Source organism: Nocardia cyriacigeorgica (genome assembly GCF_010858045.1).
Lineage (GTDB): Bacteria > Actinomycetota > Actinomycetes > Mycobacteriales > Mycobacteriaceae > Nocardia > Nocardia cyriacigeorgica_E.
Window position 1 is genome coordinate 66,524 of the sequence record NZ_JAAGVC010000015.1, and the last position, 25,038, is coordinate 91,561.

Genomic DNA, 25,038 nt, shown 5'->3' on the forward strand with positions numbered 1-25,038 from the left:
GCGCCGCCGAGAACGCCGGCCACCACCCGGAGCGCCGGTTGGACCGCCGCGCTCGAGACACCTGCGTCCACTTCAGGAGCTGGATCCATCAGCGGCTGCGCCGACGGCGGCGCGGCTCTTTCCGGGGCCGCCTCCGTTCACGCTGTGCGCCCGGTCCGGCGGTGCGTCCGTCGGTGCGGTACGCCCGGAGCCCGTTGGCGTGCGGTCGCGGGCGGCGAGGCGGTCGAGAGCCTGCTGGGACGCGGCGTCGGCGGCACGGTAGATGATCAACCGCTGATCGGTCTCCTGTAACGGCATCAGCACCTCGAAATCAACCGTCACCAGGCCGGCCACCGGGTGCTTCATCCGCTTACGACCGCGACCGCGCACCCGCACGTCGTGTTCGGCCCAGGCCATGGCGAACTCGGGGCTGCGCGCGCTGAAGTCGGCCACCATATCGGCCAGGGCCCGATCATCGGGATGCGCCGCCCACGCCGCCCGCAGATCGGCGACGCCCTCCCGGATGATCTGCTCTCGATCGAGGTAGAAATCGCGCATACCGGGATGCATCAGGCACAACCACATGGTGTTGCGGTGCGCCGGCGGCAGCCCATCGATATCGAGCAGCAGCCGCGACATCTCCCGGTTCCAGGCCAGGATGTCGTAGCGGTGATCGACCAGCATCGCCGGCAGTGGCGCCAGGTCCTCGACCAGCATGACCAGCGTCGCGGACGGGACGGTGCTCGCCGTGTCGCAGTAGGGCAGCCGCTGCTGCGCCAGATCGAACAGGTAGGCCGTCTCGTCGAGGGTCAACCGCAGCGCCCGCGCCAGCGCCTCCAGCACCTCCGCCGACGGCCGCAGTCCGCGGCCCTGTTCGAGCCGAACGATGTAGTCGGTGCTCACCCCGGCCAGTTCCGCGACTTCCTCGCGCCGCAGCCCGGGCGTGCGGCGCGACTGTTTGCGGATGGCCAACCCCAGGTCGGCGGGTCGCAGCCGTTCCCGGCGGGCGCGGAGGAAGGCGCCCAGTTCCCGCGTCGCATCGATCGTCCCGGTCATCGGCACCGATCTTACGGCGCGGCCAGGGTGGGACCGGTTTTCCCAGGAAGAACCTTCCCTTACCGACCGGGCGGCCTCGCCACAGACTTGCTGTCGACGCACGACGACAGGAGTTTCCATGAGCACCACCCTCGACACCTACCGGACCCTCGGCCGTTCGGGCCTGCGGGTCTCGCCACTGTCGCTGGGCACCATGACCTTCGGCGCGGACTGGGGCTGGGGCGCCGACAAGGACGAAGCGCGCAAGATCTTCGACACCTATACCGACCGCGGCGGCAACTTCATCGACACCGCCAGCCAGTACACCGACGGCAGCTCCGAACAGCTGCTCGGTGAATTCACCGCAGCCAACCGTGAATCGCTGGTGCTGGCAACGAAGTACACGATGCTGCGCCGCGCAGGCGATCCGAACTCCGGCGGCAACCATCGCAAGAGCATGTTCGCCTCGGTCGAAGCCAGCCTGCGGCGTTTGAACACCGACTACATCGATCTGCTCTACCTGCACGCCTGGGATTTCCTCACCCCGGTGGAGGAAATCTTGCGCGCCATGGATGATCTGGTGCGGGCGGGCAAGGTGCTCTACGTCGGCATCTCCGACGCTCCGGCCTGGCAGGTTTCGCGCATGCAGACCATGGCCGACCTGCGCGGTTGGTCGCCGCTGATCGCGTTGCAGATCGAGTACAGCCTCATTGAGCGCACCGTGGAGCGCGACCTGATTCCGATGGCCCGCGAACTGGGGCTCGGCGTCATTCCGTGGTCGCCGCTCGGCAGCGGAGTCCTCACCGGCAAATACTCGCGCGCCGATCTGGCCGACGCGGCCTCGGCCTCGCCGAGCGGCACGCGGAAGAACGTCGCCGTGGCCAGCGGTGCGCTGACCGAGCGTGGGCTGGCGATCGCCGACGTGGTGGGCGCGGTAGCCGATGAGCTCGGCCGGTCGCCTGCGCAGGTGGCCATCGCGTGGACGCTGCGGAATCCGGGCGTGGCCTCGCCCATCGTCGGGGCCCGTACCGCCGCGCAGCTGGAGGACAATCTGGGCGCGCTGGACATCGAGTTCGACGCCGCGCAGCTGGCCCGGCTGGAACAGGCGAGCGCCATCGAACTCGGCTTCCCGCACGACTTTCTGGCCCGCCCCATGACCCGCGAGGTCACCTTCGGCGACCTGAAGATCGAGGGCGCCGCCTGAGGTACGCGGTTGCGTCGCGGCGCTGGGTCTGGTTAGGCTCGGCCCGCGACATCCGTTCGCCGTAAGCGTTCACGTGAATCAACGCACCGGCCTCGCCATCCGGCGTGGTCGTTGCCCGCGAATGTTTATGGAGTACCGATGAATTCCGCGAATCCCACGCCTCGCGTCAGCGTCGAGCGTTGCAAACTGCCCGCCCGCGCCGCGTCCTTCGTGTTGCCTCTGCTGTTGTCGCTATTGATGACCTGCATCGTCTCGTTGATCAGCACCCTGATGAGTGACGGCCTCGACGTCGGGCTGTGGCTGCGGTCGTGGGCGGTGTCCTGGCCGATCGCTTATCCGACGCTGCTGCTGGTGCTGCCGATCGTGCGACGGATCACGACGCTGGTGGTGCGGGCGGCGTAAAGCCTTGGTGCGCGGGCGGTTCCGGCTGCCGCCGGCGCATTCGGTGGCGCGGGCGGGCAGGGGATCGACGCCGATGAGGTGACGGCCATCGGCTCGGCGAGCGGGTCCTTCGGATGATGATCAGCGGCCGTGCAGGTCGAGAATCTGCATCAGCGCATGCTCGAGCGCGAAGGCCGAATCGGCCGCACCGCCCTTCACGTCCGCGTTCAGCGTCGCGACGACTTGCAGGGCGGAGCCGATGGTGGCGGGGGTCCAGCCACGTGATTGGGCCTGGGCCTTCTTCACCTTCCACGGCGGCATACCGAGCGGACCGGCCAGTTTGAACGGATCGCCGCGGCCCGCCGAGCCGACCTTGGCGATGGTGTGCACCGAATCGGCCAGCGCGTCCGCCAGCAGGACGTGCGGCACGCCGCGGTCGTTGGCCCACCGCAGGGCCTCCATGGCGCCGGGACGGTCACCGGTGACTGCCAGCTCGGCGACGTCGAATCCGGTCACCTCGGCCTTGCCGGAGTAGTAGCGGCGCACCGCCGCGACGTCGATCTTTCCGCCGGTGTCGGCGGCCAGCTGGGAGCTGGCGGCGGCCAGCTCACGCAGGTCCGAACCCACGGCTTCGATCACGGCCTGCACGACGTCACCCGAGACTCGTGCACCCGCTGCCCGGAACTCGGCGCGGACGAACTCGGCGCGCTCGGAGGCCTTGGTGAGTTTGGCGCAGTTGTGCACCACCGCCCCCGCCTTCTGCAGCGCGGGCGCGAGCGCCTTGGCGCGGCCACCGCCGGAGTGCACCACCATGAGCACCACGCCGTCGGGTGGTTCGGCCGCCGCCTCGGTGATCACCGCGACCGCATCCTTACCGGCCTCGGCGGCGGACTCCAGGATGATCACTCGATCCTCGGCGAACAGGGACGGACTCAGCAGCTCGGCCAATTCGGCGGTACTCGCCTCCCCTGCCCGCAGCCGGTCCACCGGCACGCCCTCCGGATCCGGCGCCCCCGCCCTGACCTGCGCGACCACGCTCGCGATGGCACGCTCGATCAACAACTCCTCGTCCCCGAGCACCAGGTGGACCGCCGCAGGCCGTTCGCTCACGCCCCCGATCCTACGGTCGAGGCCCGACAGGGTTCGGCCGGCGGTGGGCACCCCGGCTCGCCGAGTGCTGCTCCCTCCTCCCGGATCGAGCCCGCGCCGCGCTCCTCGCCGACGCTGCGGCGGTCTGCGCGATCTGTGCGTGGGCGTGGCACCGGTGGTGCGGATTTCCAGGTTGCCGTCAACGGCGCGGAGGGTGATGCTGCCGTCACGGTCGGTGCGGGCGATGACGGTTCCCATGGATTCCAGGTCGGACAGGATGCCCGGGTGCGGGTGGCCGAAGGTGTTGATGGCGCCCGCGCTGATGATGGCCAGGCGTGGGTGTACCGCGCGCAGGAATTCGGGTGTGGTGGTGCGGGAGCCGTGGTGCGGGACTTTGAGGATGTCGGCGTGGATCGGCGCGCGGGAGGCCAGCAGCGACCGCTGAGTCGCGGCTTCGATATCGCCGGTGAACAGGATGCGGCCGACCGCTGTGTGTGCGGCGAGCACGATCGAGCGGTCGTTGGCGGTATCGAGATCGAGCGGAGCTCCGCGGGGTGAGCGCGGCGCGGCTGGTGCGAGCACGTCGAGCACGAGGTCGCCGACGGTCAGCCGACAGCCCGCGACGAGCTCCACCACCGGGATGCCGGTGTCGTGAAGAGTTTGCGCGACCTCGGCCGGACCAGCTCTGCTGCGGTCACGGTGACTTCCGTGGCCCTCGGCCAGGGCACCGTCATCGCGATCATCGACCCCGTCGTCGCGCGCTCCACGATCCGCGTCGGCCCCGTCGAACCCGCTTCGCCCCAGATCGTCCCCACCGGTGAGACTGCGAAAACCAGCGGGCCGGCCGAATGCCACCCCGATGCCGGGACCCGGCGACGGCGCCGACATGTCTCCGATAGCGCCCGATGGCTGCGCGTCGGCGGCGCCGAAATGGGCCGTAGTGCCGGGCGTCGGGCCGCATCGCGTGGGCGCCGGCCGGTGTTGATCACCAGGAACCCGGCTTGCCCGGCCGGATGCCGGATCGCTGCGGTGCGTGGGCAATTCGCCGGGGCCGACGGCCACCGCACCGACGTCGCGCCCGTGCAATGCTCCATCGAGTCCGGCGATGTGGTCGGCGTGCGGGTGGCTGAGGATCAACAACGGTATGCGGGTGATGTCGAGGCGGTCCAGACACGCCCGCATGGCGCGGGAATCGGGACCGACATCGATGACGACGGCACTCCCGGCGCCGGCGGCCAGCGCCAAGCCGTCTCCCTGCCCGACATCACAGGCGGCGAGGGCCCAGCCGTCGGGCGGCCAGCCGGAGAACCACAGCCGGACCGGAATCAGCACGGCCGCCGCGGCGATCAGCACGGCCGCCGCCAGTCGGCGCACGAGGGCCGAGCGCAATAGCCAGATCCCCGCTGCGACCACCGCACAGACGATCAGCCCACCGCTCGAACCGCCGGGCACCGCCACCATCGCGCCGGGCATCGCGGCGAAGTACTCGGCCACCGACAGCAACCACCACATCGGCGGCGTCGCGCAACGTAACACGAGCTCCGCCAATGGCATCCACACCGTCGCCGATACCGCACCGGCGGCGCCGACCACGGTGATCGGCGCGATGACCGGCGCGACAAGAACATTCGCGACAACGGCCACCAGGCTGATCTTGCCTGTCAAGGCCACCACGATCGGCGTGGTCACAACGAACGCCGCCGCCGAGACCGCGAGGACCTCCGCAGGCAATCGCCACATCCCCTTCGCCCGTAGCCAGTCCGTCCAACTGGGCGCCAGCAGGATCAACGCGCCGGTCGCCAGTACCGAGAGGGCGAAGCCCGCCGACATCGCCAGCTCGGGCCACAGCGCGAGCAGCCCGATCACCGCGGCACACAGGGCGGGCAGAGCTTGCCGACGGCGGCCGGTCAGCAGCGCCAGCAACGTCACCGCCCCCATCGCCGCCGCCCGTAGCACACTCGGATCCGGCCTGGCGATGACGACGAACATCACCAGCGCCCCGGCCGCGACCCCTGCGGTCATTCGCGGACCGAGAGTGAGCAATCGGGTGAGAAACAGTGCGACGGTGAGCAGAATCGTGAAATTCGCCCCGCTGACGACAGTCAAGTGAGTAAGTCCGGCTGTTTCGAAGTCGCGGCGAACATCGTCGGACAGCGCCGAGGTGTCCCCCACGACGAGCGCCGGCAGCGATCCGGCGGCCGCATCCGGTAGCGCCGCGGCTGAAGCGGTGACCAGGTCCGCGCGCACCGAACCCGCGAGTCGCTGCCACCACGGCAGGGGCCCCGCGGGCGCCGGGGCACCGAGGGGCCGCAAGGTCGCCACGGTGAGATCGCGCAGGCGCGGCGGTGCCACACGAGCGCGAAACTCGACGGGCTGCCCGGGCGGCAGCGTCGCCCATGCCGAGCCCGTGGCCAGAATGACGACCGCTCCCCCGCTCCGCACGATGGTCGAACCGTGCTGATACTCCCGCATGCCCGCCCGCACCAGCCAGGTCCGTTCGCCGCCGAACGCCGCACCGCGCACCGGTTTCGGATCATCGACCGGTGTCACCACCACCCGCACGGAGATCCCCGCCGGGACCGCCCGCAGCGGATGGGTCTGCACCCGATGTTCTCGGCAGGCCGCCGCCACGGCGAAACCGGTACCCAACACGATCGCGCCCAACGCGACCACCGCGACGGCCCGCCACCGTTCCCGCCGATGCGCCACCGCCCACATCAGTGCCATCCACAACCCGATCGCCGCCACCGTCGCGCCCCCGGCGATCATCACCCCGACCCGCCACCCGGCACCGAGTACCAGCACGGTCGCCACCCAGCAGCACACCGCCGCAGGCAGCAGCCGCCCATCGAGCCGGGCGTCCGGCGCACCGTCCTCGCTCTCCGCGCGCCCGATGCCGGGCTCGGTGGCGGCAGCCGATTCTCGGTTCATACCGTCACCAGGTCCCGCAGCCGCGCGAGGCGGGCGGGGCCGATGCCCTCCACATCACCGAGTTGTTCGACGTCGGTGAATCGGCCGTTGGTGGTGCGCCAGGCAATGATGGCCCGAGCGGTGACCGGCCCGATTCCGGGAAGCGCATCCAGGTCGGATTCGGTGGCGGAGTTCAGGTTCACCCGAGTCCCCGGCTCGGCACTCGATCCCGGTGCGGTAGGTCCAGCCGTGCCGGAGGGTCGTCCGGACGCACCGATGGTGGTGCTACCGAGCCGGGGTACGCCGGGTTCGCCGCCTGCCGTGCCGACGATCACCTGGTCGCCATCGGAGAGCCGTTGAGCGAGATTGATACCGGTCAGATCGGCGCCGTCACGAGCACCGCCGGCTGCGGCCACCGCGTCGGCAACCCTGGATCCGGGTGGCAGGCGCACCAGTCCGGATTCGTGCACCAAGCCGACCACACTCACCACCAGCTCGGCGCCGGTACTGTCGGGTGCGGGGACGGCACCGCCGGGTGTAGCAGCCGGGCCGACCACGGCGGACGGAGCGTGCTGCGCCGGAGCCGCGGTGTAGACCGCCGCCACCGGCGGAACCTGTTGTGCGGTGGGACGTTCCCACAGCACCACGCCGACCGCGACCAAGACGGCGACCAGACCGACTCCGGCCATCGTCATCACACCGCGCCGGCCGGGGTCCATCCGTGCCCGACGAAAACGTGGCGGCACCAGCCGGTCTCGCCATCGTCTCCCGGCACGGTCCGGTTCGTCCAACCAGCCGGGAGCACCAACCTCACCGGCGTCGTCGGGCTGATCGAGACGTCGCGGTGGGTCATCGGGCGGCAACTCCGTCAGATGCCATCGCCCGGATTCACGTGCTGTGTTCGAGTCCGGAAGGCCCCCTGCGTCTTCCGGACCTCGACCGACCGAAGGTGGCCGCTCGGTCAGCTCCGCTGCGTCGTGCGGCTGCCGGATCGGCAATTGTTCGCCCCGCCCGGGATTCCCCTCCGTTCCCGGCCGGGATGTCGCGGCCGATCGCGCGACGATCCCCGGTCTCTTCGTTGTGGCCGACCCGGCGACTGCCCGCGTCGCGCCGACCCGTGCGGTCAGCACGCCGAGTCGTTCCCGGATCCGTTCGCGCTCCTCGTGTCGTGACATGGCGGCAACGCTAGGGCCGCCGGCCGTCTCGCCGCCGACGCCGACCAGGGACTTCGACAAACCTGTGGATAACCGCGGGCCTGTGGACAACTCACGCGGACACGCCGCGGCGGCGAGGCCGAACCAGGTCTCGGACCGATGGCCGGATGCGACTATTCGACGGTGTCAGCAGCCACCGGGCAAGACCAGCACACCCACCGCCCCGACGCCGAGATGGACGGCCAGCGCCGGACCGAACTCGGCGGTGATGACCTCGTCCACCCCCGGGACTCGTTCCCGCAGTTGGGCGGCGAGGCTGTCGGCGGCATCGGGAGCGCCCAGGTGCTGCACCGCCACCGCCGCACCGTCTTCGCCAGCGGCGTCCACCGCGGCGGCGACCAGCTTCGCGTAGGCCTTGGAGCGAGTGCGCACTTTCTCCCGCAGCTCCAGCCTGCCACCGACGATCTGCAGCAGCGGTTTGGTGACGAGCTCGCTGCCGAAGAACGAGGCGGCGGAGCTGAGCCGGCCACCGCGGCGCAACTGTTCGGTGCGGTTGACCAGGATGAACGTTCTGGCTCTGGCCGCTGCGGCGACGGCCGCCTCATAGACCACATCCAGCGCCGCACCGGCACACGCGCGCCGCGCCGCCGCCAACACCGGCAAACCGGTCGCCAATCCGGCACCGAGCGAATCGACCAGGCGCACCGTGTCATCGGCGCCCATATCGCGCACGGCCTGTCTGCCCGCCTCCCAGGTGCCCGAGAGCTGACGCGACAGGTGTACGGCCACCACACCGTCGCCGTCACTGCGGTCGAGCGCCGATTCGTAGACGGCACGCAGCTCACCCGGCGACGGCGCCGAGGTGGTCACGGTGTCACTGGTGTAGTCGATGTCGAGGTCGTCGACGCCCTCGCGTACTGCCCGGTCGCCGATCAGGACATGCAGCGGCACAACACCGATGCCCAGTTCGCCGACGAGATCAGCGGGCAGACTCGCCGACGAATCGGTGACGACCACGACGGACACGGACTACCGAACCTCCTGCAAGGTCTTCACCATCGCGTTCGCGACGGCAGTGTGCCCATCCCAGCCCCAGTGGATGCCGTCCGGGTTGGCGGCATCGGAGAAGATGTTCTCGCGCACCGCTTCACCGAGGTCGACCAGTGGCACCGAGGTTCGTTCCGACCAGGCGCGCAGCGCTCGCACGGCACGCTCACGGCCACGGTGGACCCGTCCGTAGGCGGCACAATTGTGCACCGAGGGCAGCACCGCCACCACGGGCAGATCCGGACGCAGCTGCGCCAGCGCCTCACGCGATTGCTCGAGGTAGCCGACGCTGACCTTCGGCGGAAGCGCCACGGGCCGACCGAGTTTCGACAATTTCGGCTGCAACCACTGATAGGTGGCCCGTACTCCGCGCCGTACGGCGGGCGGACGCACGTAGCGGATCAGCTCGCGCAGCGCGGTCGGCAACGGCGAGGGCAGACTGTCCATGCCGCCAACGGCGAACACCACCGCGCCCGCACGCGGAACCGCGGCCCAGACGCGCGGATCACCGATCAGCGCCCAGTAACCGTCACGGCAGGTCCAGCCGATCCGGGCAACCAGCTCCACATCCCAATCCAATTCCGCGCCGACGAGGTTCGGCCAGATGCGGGGATGGTCGGCGGGCAGGCCGCCTTCGGGCCCGAAGTAGGCCAGCGAGTCCGCGATCACCAGCAGGACCGGCCGCTGCTCCGGGGCAGGTGGAGCGACTTCCTTCGACACGGCCGCGACCGGGGTCCCGGCGGGGATTCCGGGCTCGGCGGCAGCGCGATCCCCACCGTCCGCGGGTTCTACCCCGGAAGCGACCGATTCCAGCGCCGAGCCGAGCTCGCCGGATTCAACGGATGCGCTCCGATCGGTTTCCGCGACAGCCGAACTCGTTGCGGCCATCCCGGATTCGTTCGGTGCCGAGTGTGCTCGGCCCGCGTCATCGGGCAGTTCGGCCGACTCGACCGGGGCACCTTTCGGTTCAGCCGAAGCTTCATCCGCCGCAGCCGCGGACTCGACCGCGGATCCCACGGTTGCCGCGGGCTCGACCGCACCCGACGTGCCAACAGCCTCGACCGGGAGAGCCGAAGACTCCGTCGACTCGTCCGAAGAACCGGCCGGCCCAGCCGACGTTTCAGCGATCCCCTCCGCGGGTCCGGCGGCCGCGAGCGCAGCTTGCTCCGGAACACCCTCCGAGGCTGCGGCTTTCACGCTGTCGTCAGCGGCATCCGGAGGTTCGGTGGGCGGTTCGGGCACGACGTCATCGGTCGCGCCGGGCCGGTCGCCGGCCGGAACGGTTTCCGGCGTGCGCGGGGTCGGTGGCGGGCCGAACAGGGCATCAGGGAGGGCGCGTTCCGGTCGGGCGGACACCTTCCGGAACAGTTCGTCCGGCACCTGCCGGAGGGGCTCTTCAGAGGACATCGGGTGCTACCTTCGCCGCTGCGTTCCACACATCGAGGCGCCAGCCGGGCTGGTCGATGCTCGGGCCGTGGCTGCTCAACTGCACCCAGCTGGTGTTGGCCAAACCACCGAGGGCGGGCCAGCTGCGAGGTGGCAGGTCGAGCAGCGCGGCCGTGAGGGCGGCGATCAGCCCGCCGTGCGCCACCAGGATGATAGTCCCGCCGGGCCAATCCTGCCGTTCGGCGAACAGTTCCTGTACCACCGGCAGCGCTCGCGCGCCGACCTCGAGCTTGCTCTCGCCGTTGGGCGGGGTGAACCCGGCGTCCAGCCGCCACGCCACCCTGGCCCCTGGGTATCCCGCGTCGACCTCGATATGGGTGAGGCCTTCCCAGTCACCGAGGTTGGTTTCGCGCAGTCGCGGGTCGCGAACCACTTCGATCCCGGTGTGGTCGGCCAGTGCGACCGCGGTCTCGTAGGCCCGTTTGAGGTCGGAGGAGATGATGGCGATCGCGTTGTGGGTCACCAGCTCTCGGGCGGCCTCTTTGGCCTGGCGGCGGCCGAGTTCGGTGAGATCGGTGTCGATCTGGCCCTGCATGCGGTCGATGGCATTCCATTCGGTCTGCCCGTGGCGCAACAGGATCAGCTTGCGCACATGGCTGTACTTCGAGGTCACTCGCCGTCCTCGGAAGTCGCCGCTTCGGTGGCGGCCGGGCCGGCGAGGCCATCGACCGGTACTACCGGGCAGTCCTTCCACAAGCGTTCCAGCGCATAGAAGTTGCGCTCGTCGTTGTGCTGGATGTGCACCACCACGTCGACGTAGTCCAGCAACGCCCACCGGCCCTCGCGAGTGCCCTCGCGACGGACCGGCTTGTGCCCGGCGGCGCGCAGTTTCTCCTCGACATTGTCGACGATCGCGTTGACCTGACGTTCGTTCGGCGCGGACGCGATCACGAAGCAGTCGGTGATCACCAACTGCTCGGATACGTCGAGCACGACCACATCGGAAGCCAGCTTCTCATCGGCTGCCCGTGCGGCGACCTGCGCCATCTCCACCGCTTCGACAGAGGCCGTCATGCCCGCACCTCGCTGCGCTCGCTCACGCTCAGCTACCTTCCGCTCCTGCCGGCACATACAGGTGCCGCTTCGATATGTACTGCACGACACCGTCGGGCACGAGGTACCAGACCGGCCGGTTCTCGGCGGCGCGGCGACGGCATTCGCTCGACGAGATCGCCAACGCCGGGATCTCGATCATGGTCACCGCATCGGCCGGAAGATCACGCAGGTGCTCCTCCAGATGATCGGTGTGCAGTTCGTAACCCGGACGGCTCACCCCGACGAACCTCGCCAGTTCGAACAGTTCCGCCCAATCCTGCCACGTGAGGATATTGGCCAGCGCGTCCGCTCCGGTGATGAAGTACAGCTCCGCGTCCGGATGCTGGGCACGCAGGTCGCGCAGGGTGTCGACGGTGTAGGTGACCCCGCCGCGGTCGATGTCGGCCCGGCTGACCGAAAAGCGCGGGTTGGACGCCGTCGCGATGACGGTCATCAGGTAGCGATCCTCGGCCGGGCTGACCTGCTTGCCTGCCTTCTGCCACGGCTGCCCGGTGGGCACGAAGACGACTTCGTCGAGGTCGAAGCGGTTGGCGACCTCGCTGGCGGCGACCAGGTGGCCGTGGTGGATGGGATCGAACGTTCCGCCCATCACCCCGAGCTTGCGTCGAGGCCGGCCTGTCGTGTGCATGAGTGCCGAGCTTAACGGGTGGGTGCCGCCGCACCGTGGGCGTGATGGCGGCTATCGGTCGTCGCCGTCCTCGCCGTCGATCTCCGCGCGCATCCGCGCCCGCTGCTCGCGGGTGATCGCCAGCTCCGCAGCCAGCGCAGCGGCGGGCTCGGGTGCCGGATCTCGAGCGAGCGCGGCGCTCAGTTCCGCGATCAGGCCGTCGATGGTGGCCAGCCAAGCCGGTGACGCGGAGTCGGCGTCGGCGTCCCAGGTCTGCATCCAGGCGACGCGGCGCAGGCATTCGCCGCGCGCGCCGATCCGGCCCAGATCGCCCCACAGCTGTGCGGCCCGCCGAAAGGCAGCCAGCGCCTCGGCGCTGCGACCCGCGCGCGACAGGGCCTCGGCTGCCGCCTCGGCGAGTTCGGCACGAAGCCGGTCGTGGCCGGGTAGCTGCTCGATCAGTCGCGCCGCCGATGCGAATTGACGTGCGGCCTCGGCCGGTTTGCCGAGCGCCGACAGCGAGGCCCCGTACTGCGCCCCGATCACCGCGAGTTCCGAGGCCGGGTACCCGAGGTCCGGATCGCCGACGACCTGCTCGAACAGCGCGGCGGCCGGGCCGTGCTGGCCTGCGCGATGGAAGGCGCGTGCCGCGACACAGCTGTGGTGGGCGGCGTCGGCCTCCGACAACCCCGACCAGCGCGCGGCGGCGTACAGGGCCGCGTCGGCCAGATCGGCCTCCCGGCCCGGCTGCCCGGCAAGGGCCGAGACGAGCAGCGAGTTCAGCCGTGCGAGGTCCTCGCGGGGCAGCACACCGGAGGCGAGCGCCAAGGCCCGTCGGAGCTGGGTCTCGGCCGCGGCCGGGTCGGTGTGCAGGCGCGCGGTGGCCGCTTCGATCAGCCGGGCGGTCTCGGCCGCTCGGTCCACGGCCGCATCGTCGGCCGGTTCGGCGCTTGCCGATACCGTCGTCCGGGGCAGGTCGGCCGTGCCCCCAACGGCCGTGCCGGTACCCGGCGGCACCGCGGCAGCCTTGCCCACGGCGACAGCCCCCGAACCCGCGACGGCACCCTCCGAGCCCACCGCGGCCGCCGGGCCAGCAACGGCAGCACCCGTGCCAGCGGCAGCTCCCGACTCGGCAACGACAGCCCCCGAACCCGCGACGGCACCCTCCGAGCCCACCGCGACCACCGAGTCAGCAACGGCGGCCCCTGCGCCAACGGCGGCCCCCGTTCCAGCGGCAGCCTCTGAGTCGGCGGCAGCTCCGGAGTCGGCGGTAAGTTCCGAGCCCGCAACGGCAGGTCCCGGGCCGGAAGCTCCCGAGCCGGTCATGGTGGATACCGAGGCAGCGACGGTGGATACCGCGGGCGCCGCTCCCGGGCCGACAGCGGTGGACGGCGCGTGCCCAGTGAATGAGCGTGAACGCAGTCCCAACGGCAGCAGTTCGGCCAGCGGCTGCCTGGTCAGCCGCTCATCCACCCGCTTGCGGTACTCGCCGGTGCCGTTCCTGGTGTCGTAGCGCCGCACGATCTCGTCGATTTCGTTCTCCAGGCCGGCCAGCACCGACGATGCCGGCGCATCGCCCACCGGCAGATCCGCCATATCCAGCGCGACCAGCCGCCGCAACAGCACGCTCACACCGGTGATGAACGACAGCCGGCTGCCGATATCGGCCGCCTGTTCGGTGATCCAGCCGCTGTGTTCGGCCAGGATCTCCAGCCCACGGGCCTCATTTCCGGTCAGTGCACAGAACTCGATGTGCTCGCCCACCGACGCGCGCAGCTCGATATTGTGCCGGACCAGCGGATATCCGGTCAGGTGGGCGCTGCGGGCCGCGGCGGAGCGACCGGTCCGCAGCATCGGCACCAGCGCCTTGGCCAGCGTCCGGTGCGGTTCCTCAGCGCAGCTGCGTTCCCCGTCGATCACCGGGCGCCACTGTTCCAGCGCCGCCTCGTCGTCGCCCGCGGCCGCGCTGATCACACCCCAGCCGTTGCGTTCGCAGGCGTCGCAGTCGGCCATCTGATCGCGCTGCGCGGCCAGTGCGGAGTCGCGTAGCGCGATCGCAGTGTCGTGGTCACCGATCGCGCTGGCCAGGTCGGCGCGCAGGCTCAGCACCGGGCGGGCGCTGTAACCGCGCTGACGGTAGCGGTTGTCCATCTCGTCGAGCCAGCGATGAACCGTCGGCAGCGGCACGGCCGGATTGCCGATCAGATCCCACGTCATCCACTTCAGCTGCCAGTGCACCGAGTAGCTCAGATGCCCGAGCTCGGCCGGATGCGCGTCGTAGATGCTCAGCAGGCGGCCGTACGCCATCGGTGAGAGGTCGCGTTCGCCCGCGTACATGTAGGAGCGAGCCAGTTCGAGCAGCACGCTGCCCTCGAGCGCGCGGTCGGCGCCGGAGCGGGCGGCGGCGGCAAGTGTTTCCAGGCGCTGGGTGCGGGAACGTCCGTGTGGCAGGGATCGGCAGCGGCGCAGTTCGCCGTCGATATCGAGGTGTTCCATCTCAGTTCTCCCCCTGGTCGCCGCCGGCGGCACGTTCGGTCGCCCAGCTCAGGAACTCCCCGAACGCACGATTGAGCAGGGCGGTATCGGCGGGCCGCAGGGGCCGGTGGGTCATCAGCAGCGCCTGCCCGTACAGCGATTCCACGGCCGTCTTCAGGAAGGCCGGATCACCGATGCGGGCCAGTCTGCGGATCACCGGGCTGTGGAAGTTGAGCACCAGTTGTGCCCGTGGCGTGGCAGATTCGAGCGCGCCGAGAATGTCGGACCACAGATCGTCGGACTCGGCGACGGTGTCGGCCCTGGCGCGCTCGTTGCGGGCGCCGCGGCTGTCGAGGTAGAGCGCGGGCACCGACACCGGATGAAAGGCACGCAGCAGCACATCGCAGGACAACGGATCGAGCGTGCTGCGCGCGATCGCCAGCACCGGCGCCAAGGCCAGCTCCTCGGCCGCGTCCACCGGGTCGAGGGCGGCGGTCAGGGCGGCGTCGTCGAGTTCGGCCACCTCGACGCCTGGCATGATCTGCGGCAGCAGCGCGACCAGTTCGGCGTCATAGGTGTAGCCACCGTTGACGATGCCGATACCCTGCGCCGACGCCGTCTGGGCGACCTGACGGAACTCCTCCACCGTCGCACTGACCCGCAGCACCGGATGCTTGCGGACGAACTCGGTCAGCGGGATGCGGCCTTCGGTGGTCTCGAACAGCAGATGCGGCACCATGATCCGCAGCAACTCGGTCGAATGCCTGGCCATCGCCTTCACCCCGAGCGCGTGCACCGACAGGAAGGCGGCCAGCCGATCGGGCTGCTCGGCGGCGATCTCGGTCAGCCATTCCCGCACCCGGTCACCGAGCGCCTCACGGACGATGGCCAGCCGTTCGTCTTCGTACAGTCCCTCGCGCGAGGCAGTGGGCCGCAGCGTATCGGTGTCGATGACGCAGCGGACGAAGAACGCCCAATCGGGCAGCACACCGCGCACGGCATCGCCGAGCAGCATGCCCTTCAGATACACGCGGTGAGCACTGGATTCGGCCGGATTGCCCGGTTGCGACAGCACGTACGCGACACCGCTGACGCCGGCCGGTTCCGCGTTGAGGTCGATCACGTCCAGCGGCGCGAAGCCGAGCACTCGTTCGCCGTAATCGAACAGCGCGGCACGACGCAACGCGGGCGAGTCGAACGGGCGCCGCCAGACCGGCGGCGGATCGGTCACCCGCACCACGCCGCCTTCGGACTCGACAGTGACCTCGTACGGCAGTAGCGAACCGTAATCGGTGACCAGTTCCAGCACGCGTTCGGCGGTGAACCAGGTCTGCGCACCCGGCCGCGGGGTCAGCTCGACCGTGGTACCGGGGTCGGGGAACTCCCCCGGCTCCAGTACGCGCAGCGAGTAGGTGCCGTCGGCCTCGGCGATCCATTCCACCGGTGGCGCGTCCGGGTCGACGGCCGACCTGGTCCGCACGCGAAGGGATTCGGCGACGGTGAAGCAGGCCAGCAGGCCGATGCCGAATTGGCCGAGGAATTCGCGCCGGGCACCTTCGATGTCGTCCCGTTTGGAGGAGCGGCCGATGGTGGCGAGGAAGCGGTGCACGTCGGCCTCGGTGAGCCCGATGCCGGGGTCGGTGATGCGCAGCCCGTGACCGTCCAGGTGTAGCCGGATGGTGGTCGGGGCGGTGGGGTCGAGGGTCGTGCGGGCGGTGACGGCGTCGACGGCGTTCTGCAACAGCTCCCGGAGGTAGACCCGCGGACTCGAGTACAGGTGGTGCGACAGCAGATCCACGATGCCGCGCAGATCGACCTGGAACTGAAAATTGTTGTCCACCGGAGCTGTGTTGACCATTCGCGCATTGTCGCGGCAGCACCATAAGGTTCGCTTAACAAGCGCTGATCGTCACACCGGCAGCAGTCGCGACACCACCGCGGTCAACTGCGCCGCCGACCGGCACTCGTGCATCTCGATCACCTGCTGGTACTTGTCGGCGGCCGAATCCCCCGACCCCCACTGGGTTCTCGGTTCCGGGTTGAGCCAGTGCGCGTGCTTGGCCACCTGCACCAGCTCACGCAATGTTTCCAGATCGGGGTCGCGATAGTTGGTGCGCGCATCGCCGAGGATCAACAGCGAACTGCGGCTGGTGACGGCGTCGGGCCACTTCGCGGCGAATCCGGACAGCGCGGTGCCGTAATCGGAATGCCCGTCGAACCCGGCCACCTCGGCCTCGGTGAACACCCGCTTCATCGCTTCGTCCAATTGGGTTCGCGCGTCGAAGAACCGGGTCACCTCATCGGTCTGGTCGACGAACGCGAAGATCCGCACCCGTGAGAACTGCTCACGCAGGGCACTGACCAGTAGCAGGGTGAAGTTGCTGAATCCGGCGACCGAGCCCGACACATCACACAGCAGTACCAGTTCCGGCCTGCCCGGCCGCGGTTTGCGGCTGACCAGATCGATCGGTACCCCGCCGGTGGACATGGATTTGCGCAGCGTGCGCCGCAGATCTATCTCACCGCGCCGGGAATGCCTGCGCCGCACCGCGAGCCGGGAGGCCAGAATCCGGGCCAGCCGCTGGCTGCTGCGGCGCAACTCGGCCAGCTCCGATTCCGAGGCACGCAGGAAATCGACTTCCTCGGCCTGCCGGGAGACACCGTAGCTTGCCACCCGTTCGCGCCCGATCCGCTCGGCGACGCGCCTGCGGGTTTCGGCATCGACGGTGGCACGGAAGGCATCGATCCGCTGACGGGCGGCGCGGCGCGCGACCTCCGACTCGAAGGCGCTCGCATTCGGACTGGCCAGTCCGGCCAGGATCTTGGCAAGCAAGGTCTGCGGCTGCACCTCTTTGAGTGCCTGATATGTCGAAAACGATGGTCCGCGCGCGGACTGATACTGCCCCAGCTCTTCGACCATCTGCCCCGCCAGCGACTCCAGCTGGGCGGCCGAGCCCTCGTCGGTCAACAGTTCGGCGAGCAGTTCACGCAGCGCGTCGATATCGACGTCGCCCGCAGGCGTGCGCGGAATCTCCACATCATCGACCGAATCGGTGCGGGCGCCGATCGCGACCGGGAACCACAGATCGAACAGGCCGTCATAGGTGGCGCGGTGGGTGGTGCGCCGCAACAATGCGCAAGCCAGACCTTCGCGCACCGCTTCCCGGTCCAGCAGGTCGAGCACGGTCAGCACCCGGCCCGCGTCCACCGTCTCCGACGGACCGACCGGAACGCCACGCGCCCGCAACGCCTCCACGAAATCGACGAGATGACCCGCGAACCCGTGTGGCGCACGGAAATCCGGCGCTTGCGCGGGGACCGAACGCGCGGACATCGGCTCAGGCCAGTTTCAGCTCGGCCAGCGCCCGCTCGTGGTCGCTGCGATGCTTGAGCACCACGCCGAGGGTGGCGCGCACGGTCGTGTCGTCCAGATCCTGCATGCCGAGGGCCAGCAGGGTGCGCCCCCAGTCGATGGATTCGGCCACCGACGGCAACTTCTTCAACGGCATCCCGCGCAGCACGTGCACGATCCGCACCAGCTGCGCCGCGACCGCCTCCGGCAGGTCCGGCACCCGGCTGGCCAGAATGCGACGTTCCAGCTCGGCATCGGGGAAATCCAGATGCAGATACAGGCAGCGGCGCTTGAGCGCCTCCGACAGTTCCCTGGTGGCATTCGAGGTGAGCACCACGAACGGCTTGTGCTGTGCGGTGATGGTGCCCAGTTCCGGCACCGTCACCGCGAAATCACTGAGCACCTCGAGCAGCAGGCCCTCGATCTCGACGTCGGCCTTGTCGGTCTCGTCGATGAGCAGCACCGTGGGTTCGGTGCGCCGGATCGCGGTCAGCAGCGGCCGCGCCAGCAGGAACTCCTCGGTGAAGACGTCGGCCTTGGTTTCTTCCCAGTCGTTCTCGCTGGAGGCCTGGATGCGCAGGATCTGCTTGGCGTGGTTCCACTCGTAGAGGGCGCGGGCCTCGTCGACGCCCTCGTAGCACTGCAACCGCACCAGCTCGGCGCCCGCGGTCTGCGCGACCGCACGCGAGAGCTCGGTCTTGCCGACACCGGCCGGGCCCTCGATCAGCAGCGGCTTACCCAGCCGATCGGCCAGGAACACCGAGGTGGCGGTGGCCTTATCGGCCAGATAACCGGTCTCGGCGAGCCGATCGATCACCTCGTCCACCGACGCGAAGATCGGCTCCTGAACCGCGACCTGATCCGAATTCGAGCGATCCACCACGCGTCCCTTCCCTGCGACTTACCAGCCCCACGCTACGGGACGGCGGAACCGCGCTCCGGCTCAGACCGGGCGCACCTGCCCCTCGCCCCACACGATCCACTTGGTGGAGGTGAGTTCCGGCAGCGCCATCGGGCCGCGGGCGTGCAGCTTCTGGGTGGAGATACCGATCTCGGCACCGAAGCCGAACTGCTCGCCGTCGGTGAAGGCGGTGGAGGCGTTCACCATCACCGCCGCGGCGTCGACCCGGCTGGTGAACTCGCGAGCGGCGGCCAGCTCCGAGGTGACGATGGCCTCGGTGTGGCCGGTGCCCCAGGTGTTGATGTGCTCGACCGCGGCGTCCAGGCCGTCGACCACCTTCATCGCGATGTCGAGGGTCAGGTACTCCTCGCCCCAGTCGGCATCGGTGGCCGGGACCTGGCCGGGTAGATCGCCGTGAATGGTGACGCCGCTGTCCTCGAGCGCTTTGGTGAGCCGCGGTACGGCCGTCTCCGCGATGGCGGCGTCGATGAGCACCGTCTCGGCGGCATTGCAGACACTCGGCCTGCGGGTCTTGGCGTTGATCAGGATCTTTTCGGCCATCTCCAGATCGGCGCCCGCGTGCACGTAGACGTGGCAGTTGCCGGTGCCGGTCTCGATGGTGGGCACCTGCGCGTCGCGCACGACCGCGTTGATCAGGCCAGCGCCGCCACGCGGGATGACGACGTCGACCAGACCGCGGGCCTGGATCAGATGGGTGACGCTGGAACGGTCCTCGCTGGGCAGCAGCTGCACGGCGTCGGCCGGAATATCCTGCGCGACAAGCGCTTCCCGCAGCACCTCGACCAGCGCGGCGTTGGACCGCGCCGCCGACGACGAGCCGCGCAGCAACGCCGCGTTGCCGGACTTCAAGGCCAGGCCGAAGGCATCGACGGTGACATTAGGCCGGGCCTCGTACACCATCCCGACCACGCCGAGCGGCACCCGCACCTGGCGGATCTCGAGCCCGTTGGGCAAGGTCGAACCGCGCTCCACCACACCCACCGGATCCGGCAGGCCCGCCACCTGACGCAGCCCCGAGGCGATGCCGTCGATGCGGGCCTTCGTCAGCCGCAGCCGGTCGAGCAACGATTCCTCGGTGCCCGCGGCCTGCGCGGCGGCGATGTCCTCGGCATTGGCGGCCAGCACCCGGTCGGCGGCGGCGAGCAGCGCATCGGCGGCGGCGTGCAGCGCCTCGTTCTTCTGGGCGGTGGTCAACTGGGCGAGCGCACGCGCGGCGACCCGTGCCTTACGCGCGGCGTCGTGCACGGCCTCGCGGGTATCGAGCTCGGCTGTCGTTCCTACCGTCATGGGTTACAGACTACGCACCCGCTATGACACCGAATCATCGCGTTGCGCGCCGCGGACGCACTGGTCACGGCGGGCTGTCGGTGCTGTCGCGTAGCTTGCCGGAGACGGCTCGTCCTCGATACAGAGCGGAGCAACGGTGGCAGCCTCTCGTCACAGCAATGTCCCGGTGGTGCCGAGTACACCCCGGTCGCGGCCACGCCGCCCGGCCGAGTCACCGCGCGACGATTTCGACGACGACACCACGATCGACGAGGTCGAATACTCCGGTGCGGACCTCACCCGCGCCGAAACCCACGCCCTCGGCCTGGAGGGCTGCCGGTTCGACAACTGCCGGTTCGGCGGAGTCATGCGCGGTGTCACGATCTACGAGTCCGAACTGTCGGTCTGCGATCTGGCCAACCTGCTGGCCGACGAATGCTCGATGGCCGAATGCGCGATCAGCACCAGCAGGCTCACCGGCATGTCGTGGACCGCGGGCAGCTGGCGCGACGTCCTGCTCGAAGGCACCCGCGCCGATCTCACCTCGTTCCGCTACTCCAAGCTGCGCACCGTCGTCTTCCGCGACTGCGATCTACGCCAAGCCGATTTCGAGGGCGTCGAATTCCGCAACGTCGTCTTCGAACACTGCAACCTCACCGGCGCCCGCTTCACCGGCACCGCACCCCGCCACAATCTGCGCTTCACCGACTGCACCCTCGCCGACATCGACGGGGTAGCCGGCCTGCGCGGCGCCACCGTCGACGGCGGCGACCTGCTCGGCCTCGCCGCGAGTCTGGCGCGCGACGCCGGGATCATCGTGCAGTGGTGAATCAACCGGTGATCGGATCGGCGCGTTCACTCGACTCCAGCAGCGCGTCTCCGTGCTCGGTGATCCACTCGGCCAGCGCCACCAACGGGCCCTCGACCAGGCTCGAACCCAGGGCCGTCAGGCCATAGTCCACTCGTGGCGGCGCCTCTCGAAACGTCCGCCGCCGCACCAGACCGGTTCCGGTCAGCCGATGCAGGGACTCGGTGAGGACCTTGTCGCTGATCCCGCCGATCGCCAACCGCAACTCCCGGCGTCGGCGCGGGCCAGCACGCAGCGCGGCCAGCACCAGTGGATCCCAGCCATGGGTGAACAGCTCGGTCGCCGCCCGGAGCCTGCAATCCACGATCCGGTCGATGTGCTGCGTCATCGCCCCAGTATGACCGGCCGATTCGCACCGATCGGTGCGCGCCGGAATGCCTACTCTCGCGCCGGTCGGCCATCGGATCGAACAGAGGAGAACACGATGCGGATCACCATCTTGGGAACGGGCCTACTGGCGGAATCCCTGGGCACGGTGTGGGCAAGGGCGGGTCACGACCTGGTGATCGGTGGCCGTTCTATGGACAAGGCGCGGGCCTTGGCGGCGCGAATCGGTCACGGTACGCGTGCGGCCGTTCCGCGTGCGGCAGTCGAGGGGCGGGAAGCCGTGCTGCTCGCGGTGAGCTGGCACGGTGTCACCGACATCTTGCGCGAGGCAGGGGCCGAGAAGGGCTCGCTGTGCGGCGCAACGCTGATCGACCCGACGAATGCCGTCGACCACGGCATCGGGATACTGCTCACCGGCGCTGGCGAATCTCAGGCGGAGCGGATCGCGGCGCTGGCCCCCGGCGCCCATGTGGTGAAGGCGTTCCACCTGTTTCCCGCGCAGCAGTGGACCGATGCGGTCGCCGGGCCGGTGACGGTGGCGATGTGCGGCGACGGCAGCCGGCCTGCCGCTACCGTGCCGGTATGACCGACGGACGTGAGCCCGTGATCGCGGTGCTCGGCAGCATCAATATGGATCTGGTCACCACGACCGAGCGACGGCCGGAGCCGGGCGAGACGGTGCTCGGCACCGGGTTCACGATGGTGCCGGGCGGAAAGGGCGCGAATCAGGCGGTCGCGGCGGGGCGGGCCGGTGGGCGGGTGGAGTTCATCGGCGCGGTCGGTGACGATGTGTTCGCCGACGGGCTGCGCGCGGTGCTGCGGGAATCCGGCGTCGGGACCGCGCGGTTGCGGACCGTCGACGGGCCGAGCGGTATCGCTGCCATCGTCGTGGACGCCAGCGGGGAGAACAGCATCATTGTGGTGGGTGGGGCCAATGCCACGGTGACCGAACTGGCCGGCGAGGATCTGGACGTCATCGCCGCCGCGGATATCCTGCTGTGCCAGTTGGAGATTCCGGTGCCGACCGTGGCCGCCGCGGCCGCGCACGCGCAGGCGAACGAAACCGTGGTGGTGCTCAACCCGTCGCCGGCCCGGCAGCTTCCACCGGAGCTGTGGGCCGCCGTCGACGTCGCGGTGGTCAACTCCGGCGAATTCACCGACCTCGGATCGGCCCTCGAACCGGTCCCGCACCTGGTGGTGACGCTGGGCGCGGACGGAGCCCGCTACCGCGGCCCCGACGGCACCGAACTCGCCGTGCCCGGTTCGGTGGTCGACGTCGTCGACACCACCGCCGCCGGCGACACTTTCACCGGCGCTCTCGCCGTCGCATGGCAGCGCGGACCGGCCGAGGCCCTGCGCTTCGCCTGCACGGCGGGCGCCCTCGCCACCACCAGGCTGGGCGCCAGCGCCTCGATACCCGGCCGCGCCGAGATCGACGCCGCCCTCGGTGACGGCTGAGCCGAACGCCGTCTGGGCACGTCAAGCGGGCGACCGCTGAGAAGGTGGCGGGCCGGGCGGAACTCCGGCCGAACCATGGCGGTACGGCCGGAGTGTCGCTCATCCCTTCACGCACAGCACCTGACGCAGTGTCGCCACGACCTCGACGAGGTCTCGCTGGGCGGCGACGACCTCGTCGATGTCCTTGTACGCGGCCGGGATCTCGTCCACCACGCCTGCGTCCTTGCGCGACTCAACGCCCTCGGTCTGAGCGATCAGGTCGGCGACGCTGTAGCGTTTCTTCGCGGCGGTACGGCTCATCCGCCTACCCGCGCCATGGGAGGCGGACTGGAAGGAGTCGGGATTTCCCTTGCCGCGCACGACGTATGAGCGAGTTCCCATCGAACCAGGGATCAGGGCCAGGTCGCCCTTACCCGCACGTACCGCACCCTTTCGGGTCACCAGCATCGGCATGCCGTCGATGATCTCCTCGGCCACATAGTTGTGGTGGCATGAAATGGGTGCATCGAAATGAACGGGCCGACCGGCGAATTCGTCGCGGACCGCGCGGCACACCAGCGCAAGCATGACGGCCCGGTTGCGGGCAGCGTATTCCTGCGCCCAGCTCAGATCCCGACGATAGGCTTCCATTTCCGGAGTGCCGGAAAGGAATACGGCCAGATCCCGATCCGGCAAGTCCACGTTATGCGGAAGTTTACGAGCGACAGCCATATGACGTTCTGCAAGTTCTTTGCCGATATTCCGGCTTCCGGAATGCAGCAGAATCCACACCGCGTCGTCCTGGTCCAGGCATATCTCGATGAAATGATTGCCAGATCCCAGCGTCCCCATCTGCTTATGGGCCTTGGACTCGCGGTCCCGAACACTCCTGTCGAGGTCGCTGAACAATCCCCAGAACCGATCCCAACCCGAACGCAACGTCGCAGTACTCGCGCCGAGCCTCGAAACCTCGGCGCCGATTCGGCGCACATCCACCGGGTCGTCGTGGGCGTGGAATCCCACCGGTACCGCGGCCTCGATGCGACTGCGCAGCGAATGCAGGTTGGCGGGCAGATCGGCGGCGGTAAGGCTGGTCTTGACGCTTTCCATGCCGCAGCCGATATCCACACCGACGGCGGCGGGTGCGACCGCGTCTTTCATAGCGATAACCGAACCGACGGTCGCGCCCTTCCCGAGGTGCACATCCGGCATGACGCGCACGCCGTGGACCCATTCCAGTTGCGCGATATTTCGCAGCTGGCGCAGCGCGGCCGGCTCGATATCGTGCTCGGAGGCCCACATCAACGTCCGCGCCCGGGTGCCGGGCAGCTCGACGGGAAACATTGTCTCGGTCCTTTCACTCCTTGCGAATTCGCTTCGCCTTACACAATCAACGGTAGGCACGGCGCCGCCGCGACGCACCTGAATTTCGGCGGAAGGGAGGGCAGCGAGATGTGATTCGAAGAGCCTTCGCGGCCATGCGACAGAATGTCGGCCGCGGTCAGTCCTCGTCGTCCAGCTCGACCTTGTCCCGGTCGGCCCACTCGATCAGGCGATCGAGTTCGAAGACGGCGTCGTCGATGCCCGCGTGCAGGTCACCGAGCTTCTGAAAGCGGGCGGGCACTGTGGCGATGGTGAAGTCACGCGGGTCGATAGCGGGGATCTCGTCCCATGCCACCGGGGTGGATACGGTGGCCTCGGGGACGCCCCGCACCGAGTAGGCGGCGGCGATGGTGTGGTCGCGGGCGTTCTGGTTGTAGTCGACGAACAGCATCCGCGGGTCGCGGTCCTTGCGCCACCAGGTGGTGGTGACGTCCTCCGGCGCGCGCCGCTCGACCTCGCGAGCGAAGGCCAGCGCGGCGCGACGCACATCCTTGAAGCCCCACTCCGGCGCGATCCGCACATACACGTGCAGCCCGTGCCCGCCGGAGGTCTTCGGCCAGCCCACCGCACCGATCTCGTCGAGCACTTCCTGCACCACCCCGGCCACCCGCTGCACACGCGTCCACGGACAGTCGGGCATCGGATCCAGGTCGATGCGCCATTCGTCGGGGCGCTCGGTATCGAAGCGGCGCGAGTTCCACGGATGGAACTCCACCGTCGACATCTGGACCGCCCAGATCACATCCGCCAGCTGAGACACGCACAGTTCGTCGGCATGCCTGCCGTAGCGAGGGAAGAACACCCGCACCGTCGGCACCCAGTCCGGCGCGCCCGCGGGCAACCGCTTCTGGTGCACCTTGTCCCCGGCGAGCCCCTTCGGGAAGCGGTGCAGCATGCACGGCCGATCCCGCAGCGCGTTGACGATGCCGTCGCCGACGCTCAGGTAGTACTGCACCAGATCGAGCTTGGTGGCACCGGATTCAGGGAAGTAGACCCGATCCGGATTGGAGACACGAACCAGCCGGTCCCCGACCTCGAGCTCGATCGCCGACCCCTTGCCACTGGCCACGTCCCGACCATAACCCGCGCCGGGCAGATCC

21 protein-coding genes and 1 pseudogene are annotated in these 25,038 nt (G+C 69.4%); 5 read left to right on the forward strand and 17 right to left on the reverse strand.

Annotation, left to right across the window (positions count from 1 at the left end):
• Nucleotides 1–72: 72 nt before the first annotated feature.
• Nucleotides 73–1,035: a helix-turn-helix domain-containing protein gene (locus GV790_RS15705; RefSeq protein WP_256673328.1), complete on the reverse strand. Its 963-nt coding sequence runs from the start codon at nt 1,033–1,035 to the stop codon at nt 73–75.
• Nucleotides 1,036–1,153: 118 nt separating this feature from the next.
• Between GV790_RS15705 and GV790_RS15710 the strand changes: the two genes are divergently transcribed.
• On the forward strand, nt 1,154–2,218 hold the full coding sequence (locus GV790_RS15710) for an aldo/keto reductase (protein ID WP_163814101.1): 1,065 nt from the start codon (nt 1,154–1,156) through the stop codon (nt 2,216–2,218).
• Between the two features lie 138 nt (nt 2,219–2,356).
• The gene (locus GV790_RS15715; protein ID WP_163814102.1) at nt 2,357–2,620 is read left to right on the forward strand and encodes a DUF2798 domain-containing protein; all 264 of its coding nucleotides are present in this window, start codon (nt 2,357–2,359) and stop codon (nt 2,618–2,620) included.
• Between the two features lie 120 nt (nt 2,621–2,740).
• Here GV790_RS15715 and holA read toward each other — a convergent pair whose 3' ends face one another.
• The 13 genes and pseudogenes from holA to GV790_RS15780 form a co-directional block, all read right to left on the reverse strand.
• Nucleotides 2,741–3,709 carry a DNA polymerase III subunit delta gene (holA, locus tag GV790_RS31145; protein ID WP_163814135.1) on the reverse strand — a complete coding sequence of 323 codons (969 nt, stop codon included), beginning with the start codon at nt 3,707–3,709 and terminating at the stop codon, nt 2,741–2,743.
• Between the two features lie 984 nt (nt 3,710–4,693).
• Nucleotides 4,694–6,619 (reverse strand): annotated as a pseudogene (locus GV790_RS31150) (ComEC/Rec2 family competence protein); the annotation flags it as partial.
• Entirely contained in the window at nt 6,616–7,287 is a 672-nt protein-coding gene (locus GV790_RS30760; protein ID WP_306043262.1) for a ComEA family DNA-binding protein, read from the reverse strand. The gene GV790_RS30760 and the pseudogene GV790_RS31150, both read right to left, overlap by 4 nt.
• Nucleotides 7,288–7,938: 651 nt before the next feature.
• Nucleotides 7,939–8,778: a DegV family protein gene (locus GV790_RS15735; RefSeq protein ID WP_163814103.1), complete on the reverse strand. Its 840-nt coding sequence runs from the start codon at nt 8,776–8,778 to the stop codon at nt 7,939–7,941.
• A 3-nt stretch (nt 8,779–8,781) separates the two neighbouring features.
• Nucleotides 8,782–9,519, reverse strand: a complete 738-nt coding sequence (gene octT, locus GV790_RS15740; protein WP_163814104.1) for a diglucosylglycerate octanoyltransferase — start codon at nt 9,517–9,519, stop codon at nt 8,782–8,784.
• 676 nt (nt 9,520–10,195) lie between these two features.
• Entirely contained in the window at nt 10,196–10,858 is a 663-nt protein-coding gene (locus tag GV790_RS15745) for a histidine phosphatase family protein (RefSeq protein ID WP_163814105.1), read from the reverse strand.
• Nucleotides 10,855–11,259, reverse strand: a complete 405-nt coding sequence (gene rsfS / locus GV790_RS15750; RefSeq protein WP_036534670.1) for a ribosome silencing factor — start codon at nt 11,257–11,259, stop codon at nt 10,855–10,857. Before rsfS ends, GV790_RS15745 begins: the two co-directional genes overlap by 4 nt.
• Nucleotides 11,260–11,287: 28 nt before the next feature.
• Nucleotides 11,288–11,929: a nicotinate-nucleotide adenylyltransferase gene (gene nadD, locus GV790_RS15755; RefSeq protein ID WP_081597211.1), complete on the reverse strand. Its 642-nt coding sequence runs from the start codon at nt 11,927–11,929 to the stop codon at nt 11,288–11,290.
• A gap of 51 nt (nt 11,930–11,980) precedes the next feature.
• The gene (locus tag GV790_RS30570) at nt 11,981–14,404 is read right to left on the reverse strand and encodes a hypothetical protein (protein WP_175585905.1); all 2,424 of its coding nucleotides are present in this window, start codon (nt 14,402–14,404) and stop codon (nt 11,981–11,983) included.
• A gap of 1 nt (nt 14,405) precedes the next feature.
• Complete coding sequence (locus tag GV790_RS15765; RefSeq protein ID WP_163814106.1) at nt 14,406–16,241, reverse strand: HSP90 family protein; 1,836 nt, start codon at nt 16,239–16,241, stop codon at nt 14,406–14,408.
• Nucleotides 16,242–16,292: 51 nt separating this feature from the next.
• Nucleotides 16,293–17,717, reverse strand: coding sequence for a vWA domain-containing protein (locus tag GV790_RS15770; RefSeq protein WP_163814107.1), 1,425 nt, complete (start codon nt 17,715–17,717; stop codon nt 16,293–16,295).
• A 4-nt stretch (nt 17,718–17,721) separates the two neighbouring features.
• Nucleotides 17,722–18,618: an AAA family ATPase gene (locus GV790_RS15775; protein WP_175585906.1), complete on the reverse strand. Its 897-nt coding sequence runs from the start codon at nt 18,616–18,618 to the stop codon at nt 17,722–17,724.
• 60 nt (nt 18,619–18,678) lie between these two features.
• Entirely contained in the window at nt 18,679–19,944 is a 1,266-nt protein-coding gene (locus GV790_RS15780) for a glutamate-5-semialdehyde dehydrogenase (protein WP_163814109.1), read from the reverse strand.
• A gap of 136 nt (nt 19,945–20,080) precedes the next feature.
• On the opposite strand from GV790_RS15780, the gene GV790_RS31750 reads away from it, so the two are divergent.
• Nucleotides 20,081–20,752: a pentapeptide repeat-containing protein gene (locus GV790_RS31750; protein WP_280210924.1), complete on the forward strand. Its 672-nt coding sequence runs from the start codon at nt 20,081–20,083 to the stop codon at nt 20,750–20,752.
• Between the two features lies 1 nt (nt 20,753).
• Here GV790_RS31750 and GV790_RS15790 read toward each other — a convergent pair whose 3' ends face one another.
• Nucleotides 20,754–21,119 carry a winged helix-turn-helix transcriptional regulator gene (locus tag GV790_RS15790; RefSeq protein ID WP_163814110.1) on the reverse strand — a complete coding sequence of 122 codons (366 nt, stop codon included), beginning with the start codon at nt 21,117–21,119 and terminating at the stop codon, nt 20,754–20,756.
• Nucleotides 21,120–21,215: 96 nt separating this feature from the next.
• Between GV790_RS15790 and GV790_RS15795 the strand changes: the two genes are divergently transcribed.
• The gene (locus GV790_RS15795) at nt 21,216–21,704 is read left to right on the forward strand and encodes an NADPH-dependent F420 reductase (protein WP_163814111.1); all 489 of its coding nucleotides are present in this window, start codon (nt 21,216–21,218) and stop codon (nt 21,702–21,704) included.
• Nucleotides 21,701–22,576 (forward strand): ribokinase, encoded by an 876-nt coding sequence (locus tag GV790_RS15800; protein WP_163814112.1) that lies wholly within the window; start codon nt 21,701–21,703, stop codon nt 22,574–22,576. Before GV790_RS15795 ends, GV790_RS15800 begins: the two co-directional genes overlap by 4 nt.
• A 99-nt stretch (nt 22,577–22,675) precedes the next feature.
• On the opposite strand, the gene GV790_RS15805 is transcribed toward GV790_RS15800, so the two are convergent.
• Nucleotides 22,676–23,899 carry an RtcB family protein gene (locus GV790_RS15805; RefSeq protein ID WP_163814113.1) on the reverse strand — a complete coding sequence of 408 codons (1,224 nt, stop codon included), beginning with the start codon at nt 23,897–23,899 and terminating at the stop codon, nt 22,676–22,678.
• Nucleotides 23,900–24,056: 157 nt separating this feature from the next.
• Nucleotides 24,057–25,007: a non-homologous end-joining DNA ligase gene (gene ligD, locus GV790_RS15810; protein WP_163814114.1), complete on the reverse strand. Its 951-nt coding sequence runs from the start codon at nt 25,005–25,007 to the stop codon at nt 24,057–24,059.
• Nucleotides 25,008–25,038: the final 31 nt, after the last annotated feature.

Bases quoted from the DNA above. Each gene is read 5' to 3' on its own strand.
- GV790_RS15705 (WP_256673328.1), bottom strand. From the start codon at position 1,035: ATGACCGGGACGATCGATGCGACGCGGGAACTGGGCGCCTTCCTCCGC.
- GV790_RS15710 (WP_163814101.1), top strand. From the start codon at position 1,154: ATGAGCACCACCCTCGACACCTACCGGACCCTCGGCCGTTCGGGCCTG.
- GV790_RS15715 (WP_163814102.1), top strand. From the start codon at position 2,357: ATGAATTCCGCGAATCCCACGCCTCGCGTCAGCGTCGAGCGTTGCAAA.
- GV790_RS30760 (WP_306043262.1), bottom strand. From the start codon at position 7,287: ATGGCCGGAGTCGGTCTGGTCGCCGTCTTGGTCGCGGTCGGCGTGGTG.
- rsfS (WP_036534670.1), bottom strand. From the start codon at position 11,259: ATGACGGCCTCTGTCGAAGCGGTGGAGATGGCGCAGGTCGCCGCACGG.
- nadD (WP_081597211.1), bottom strand. From the start codon at position 11,929: ATGCACACGACAGGCCGGCCTCGACGCAAGCTCGGGGTGATGGGCGGA.
- GV790_RS30570 (WP_175585905.1), bottom strand. From the start codon at position 14,404: ATGGAACACCTCGATATCGACGGCGAACTGCGCCGCTGCCGATCCCTG.
- GV790_RS15765 (WP_163814106.1), bottom strand. From the start codon at position 16,241: ATGGTCAACACAGCTCCGGTGGACAACAATTTTCAGTTCCAGGTCGAT.
- GV790_RS15770 (WP_163814107.1), bottom strand. From the start codon at position 17,717: ATGTCCGCGCGTTCGGTCCCCGCGCAAGCGCCGGATTTCCGTGCGCCA.
- GV790_RS15780 (WP_163814109.1), bottom strand. From the start codon at position 19,944: ATGACGGTAGGAACGACAGCCGAGCTCGATACCCGCGAGGCCGTGCAC.
- GV790_RS15790 (WP_163814110.1), bottom strand. From the start codon at position 21,119: ATGACGCAGCACATCGACCGGATCGTGGATTGCAGGCTCCGGGCGGCG.
- GV790_RS15795 (WP_163814111.1), top strand. From the start codon at position 21,216: ATGCGGATCACCATCTTGGGAACGGGCCTACTGGCGGAATCCCTGGGC.
- GV790_RS15800 (WP_163814112.1), top strand. From the start codon at position 21,701: ATGACCGACGGACGTGAGCCCGTGATCGCGGTGCTCGGCAGCATCAAT.
- GV790_RS15805 (WP_163814113.1), bottom strand. From the start codon at position 23,899: ATGTTTCCCGTCGAGCTGCCCGGCACCCGGGCGCGGACGTTGATGTGG.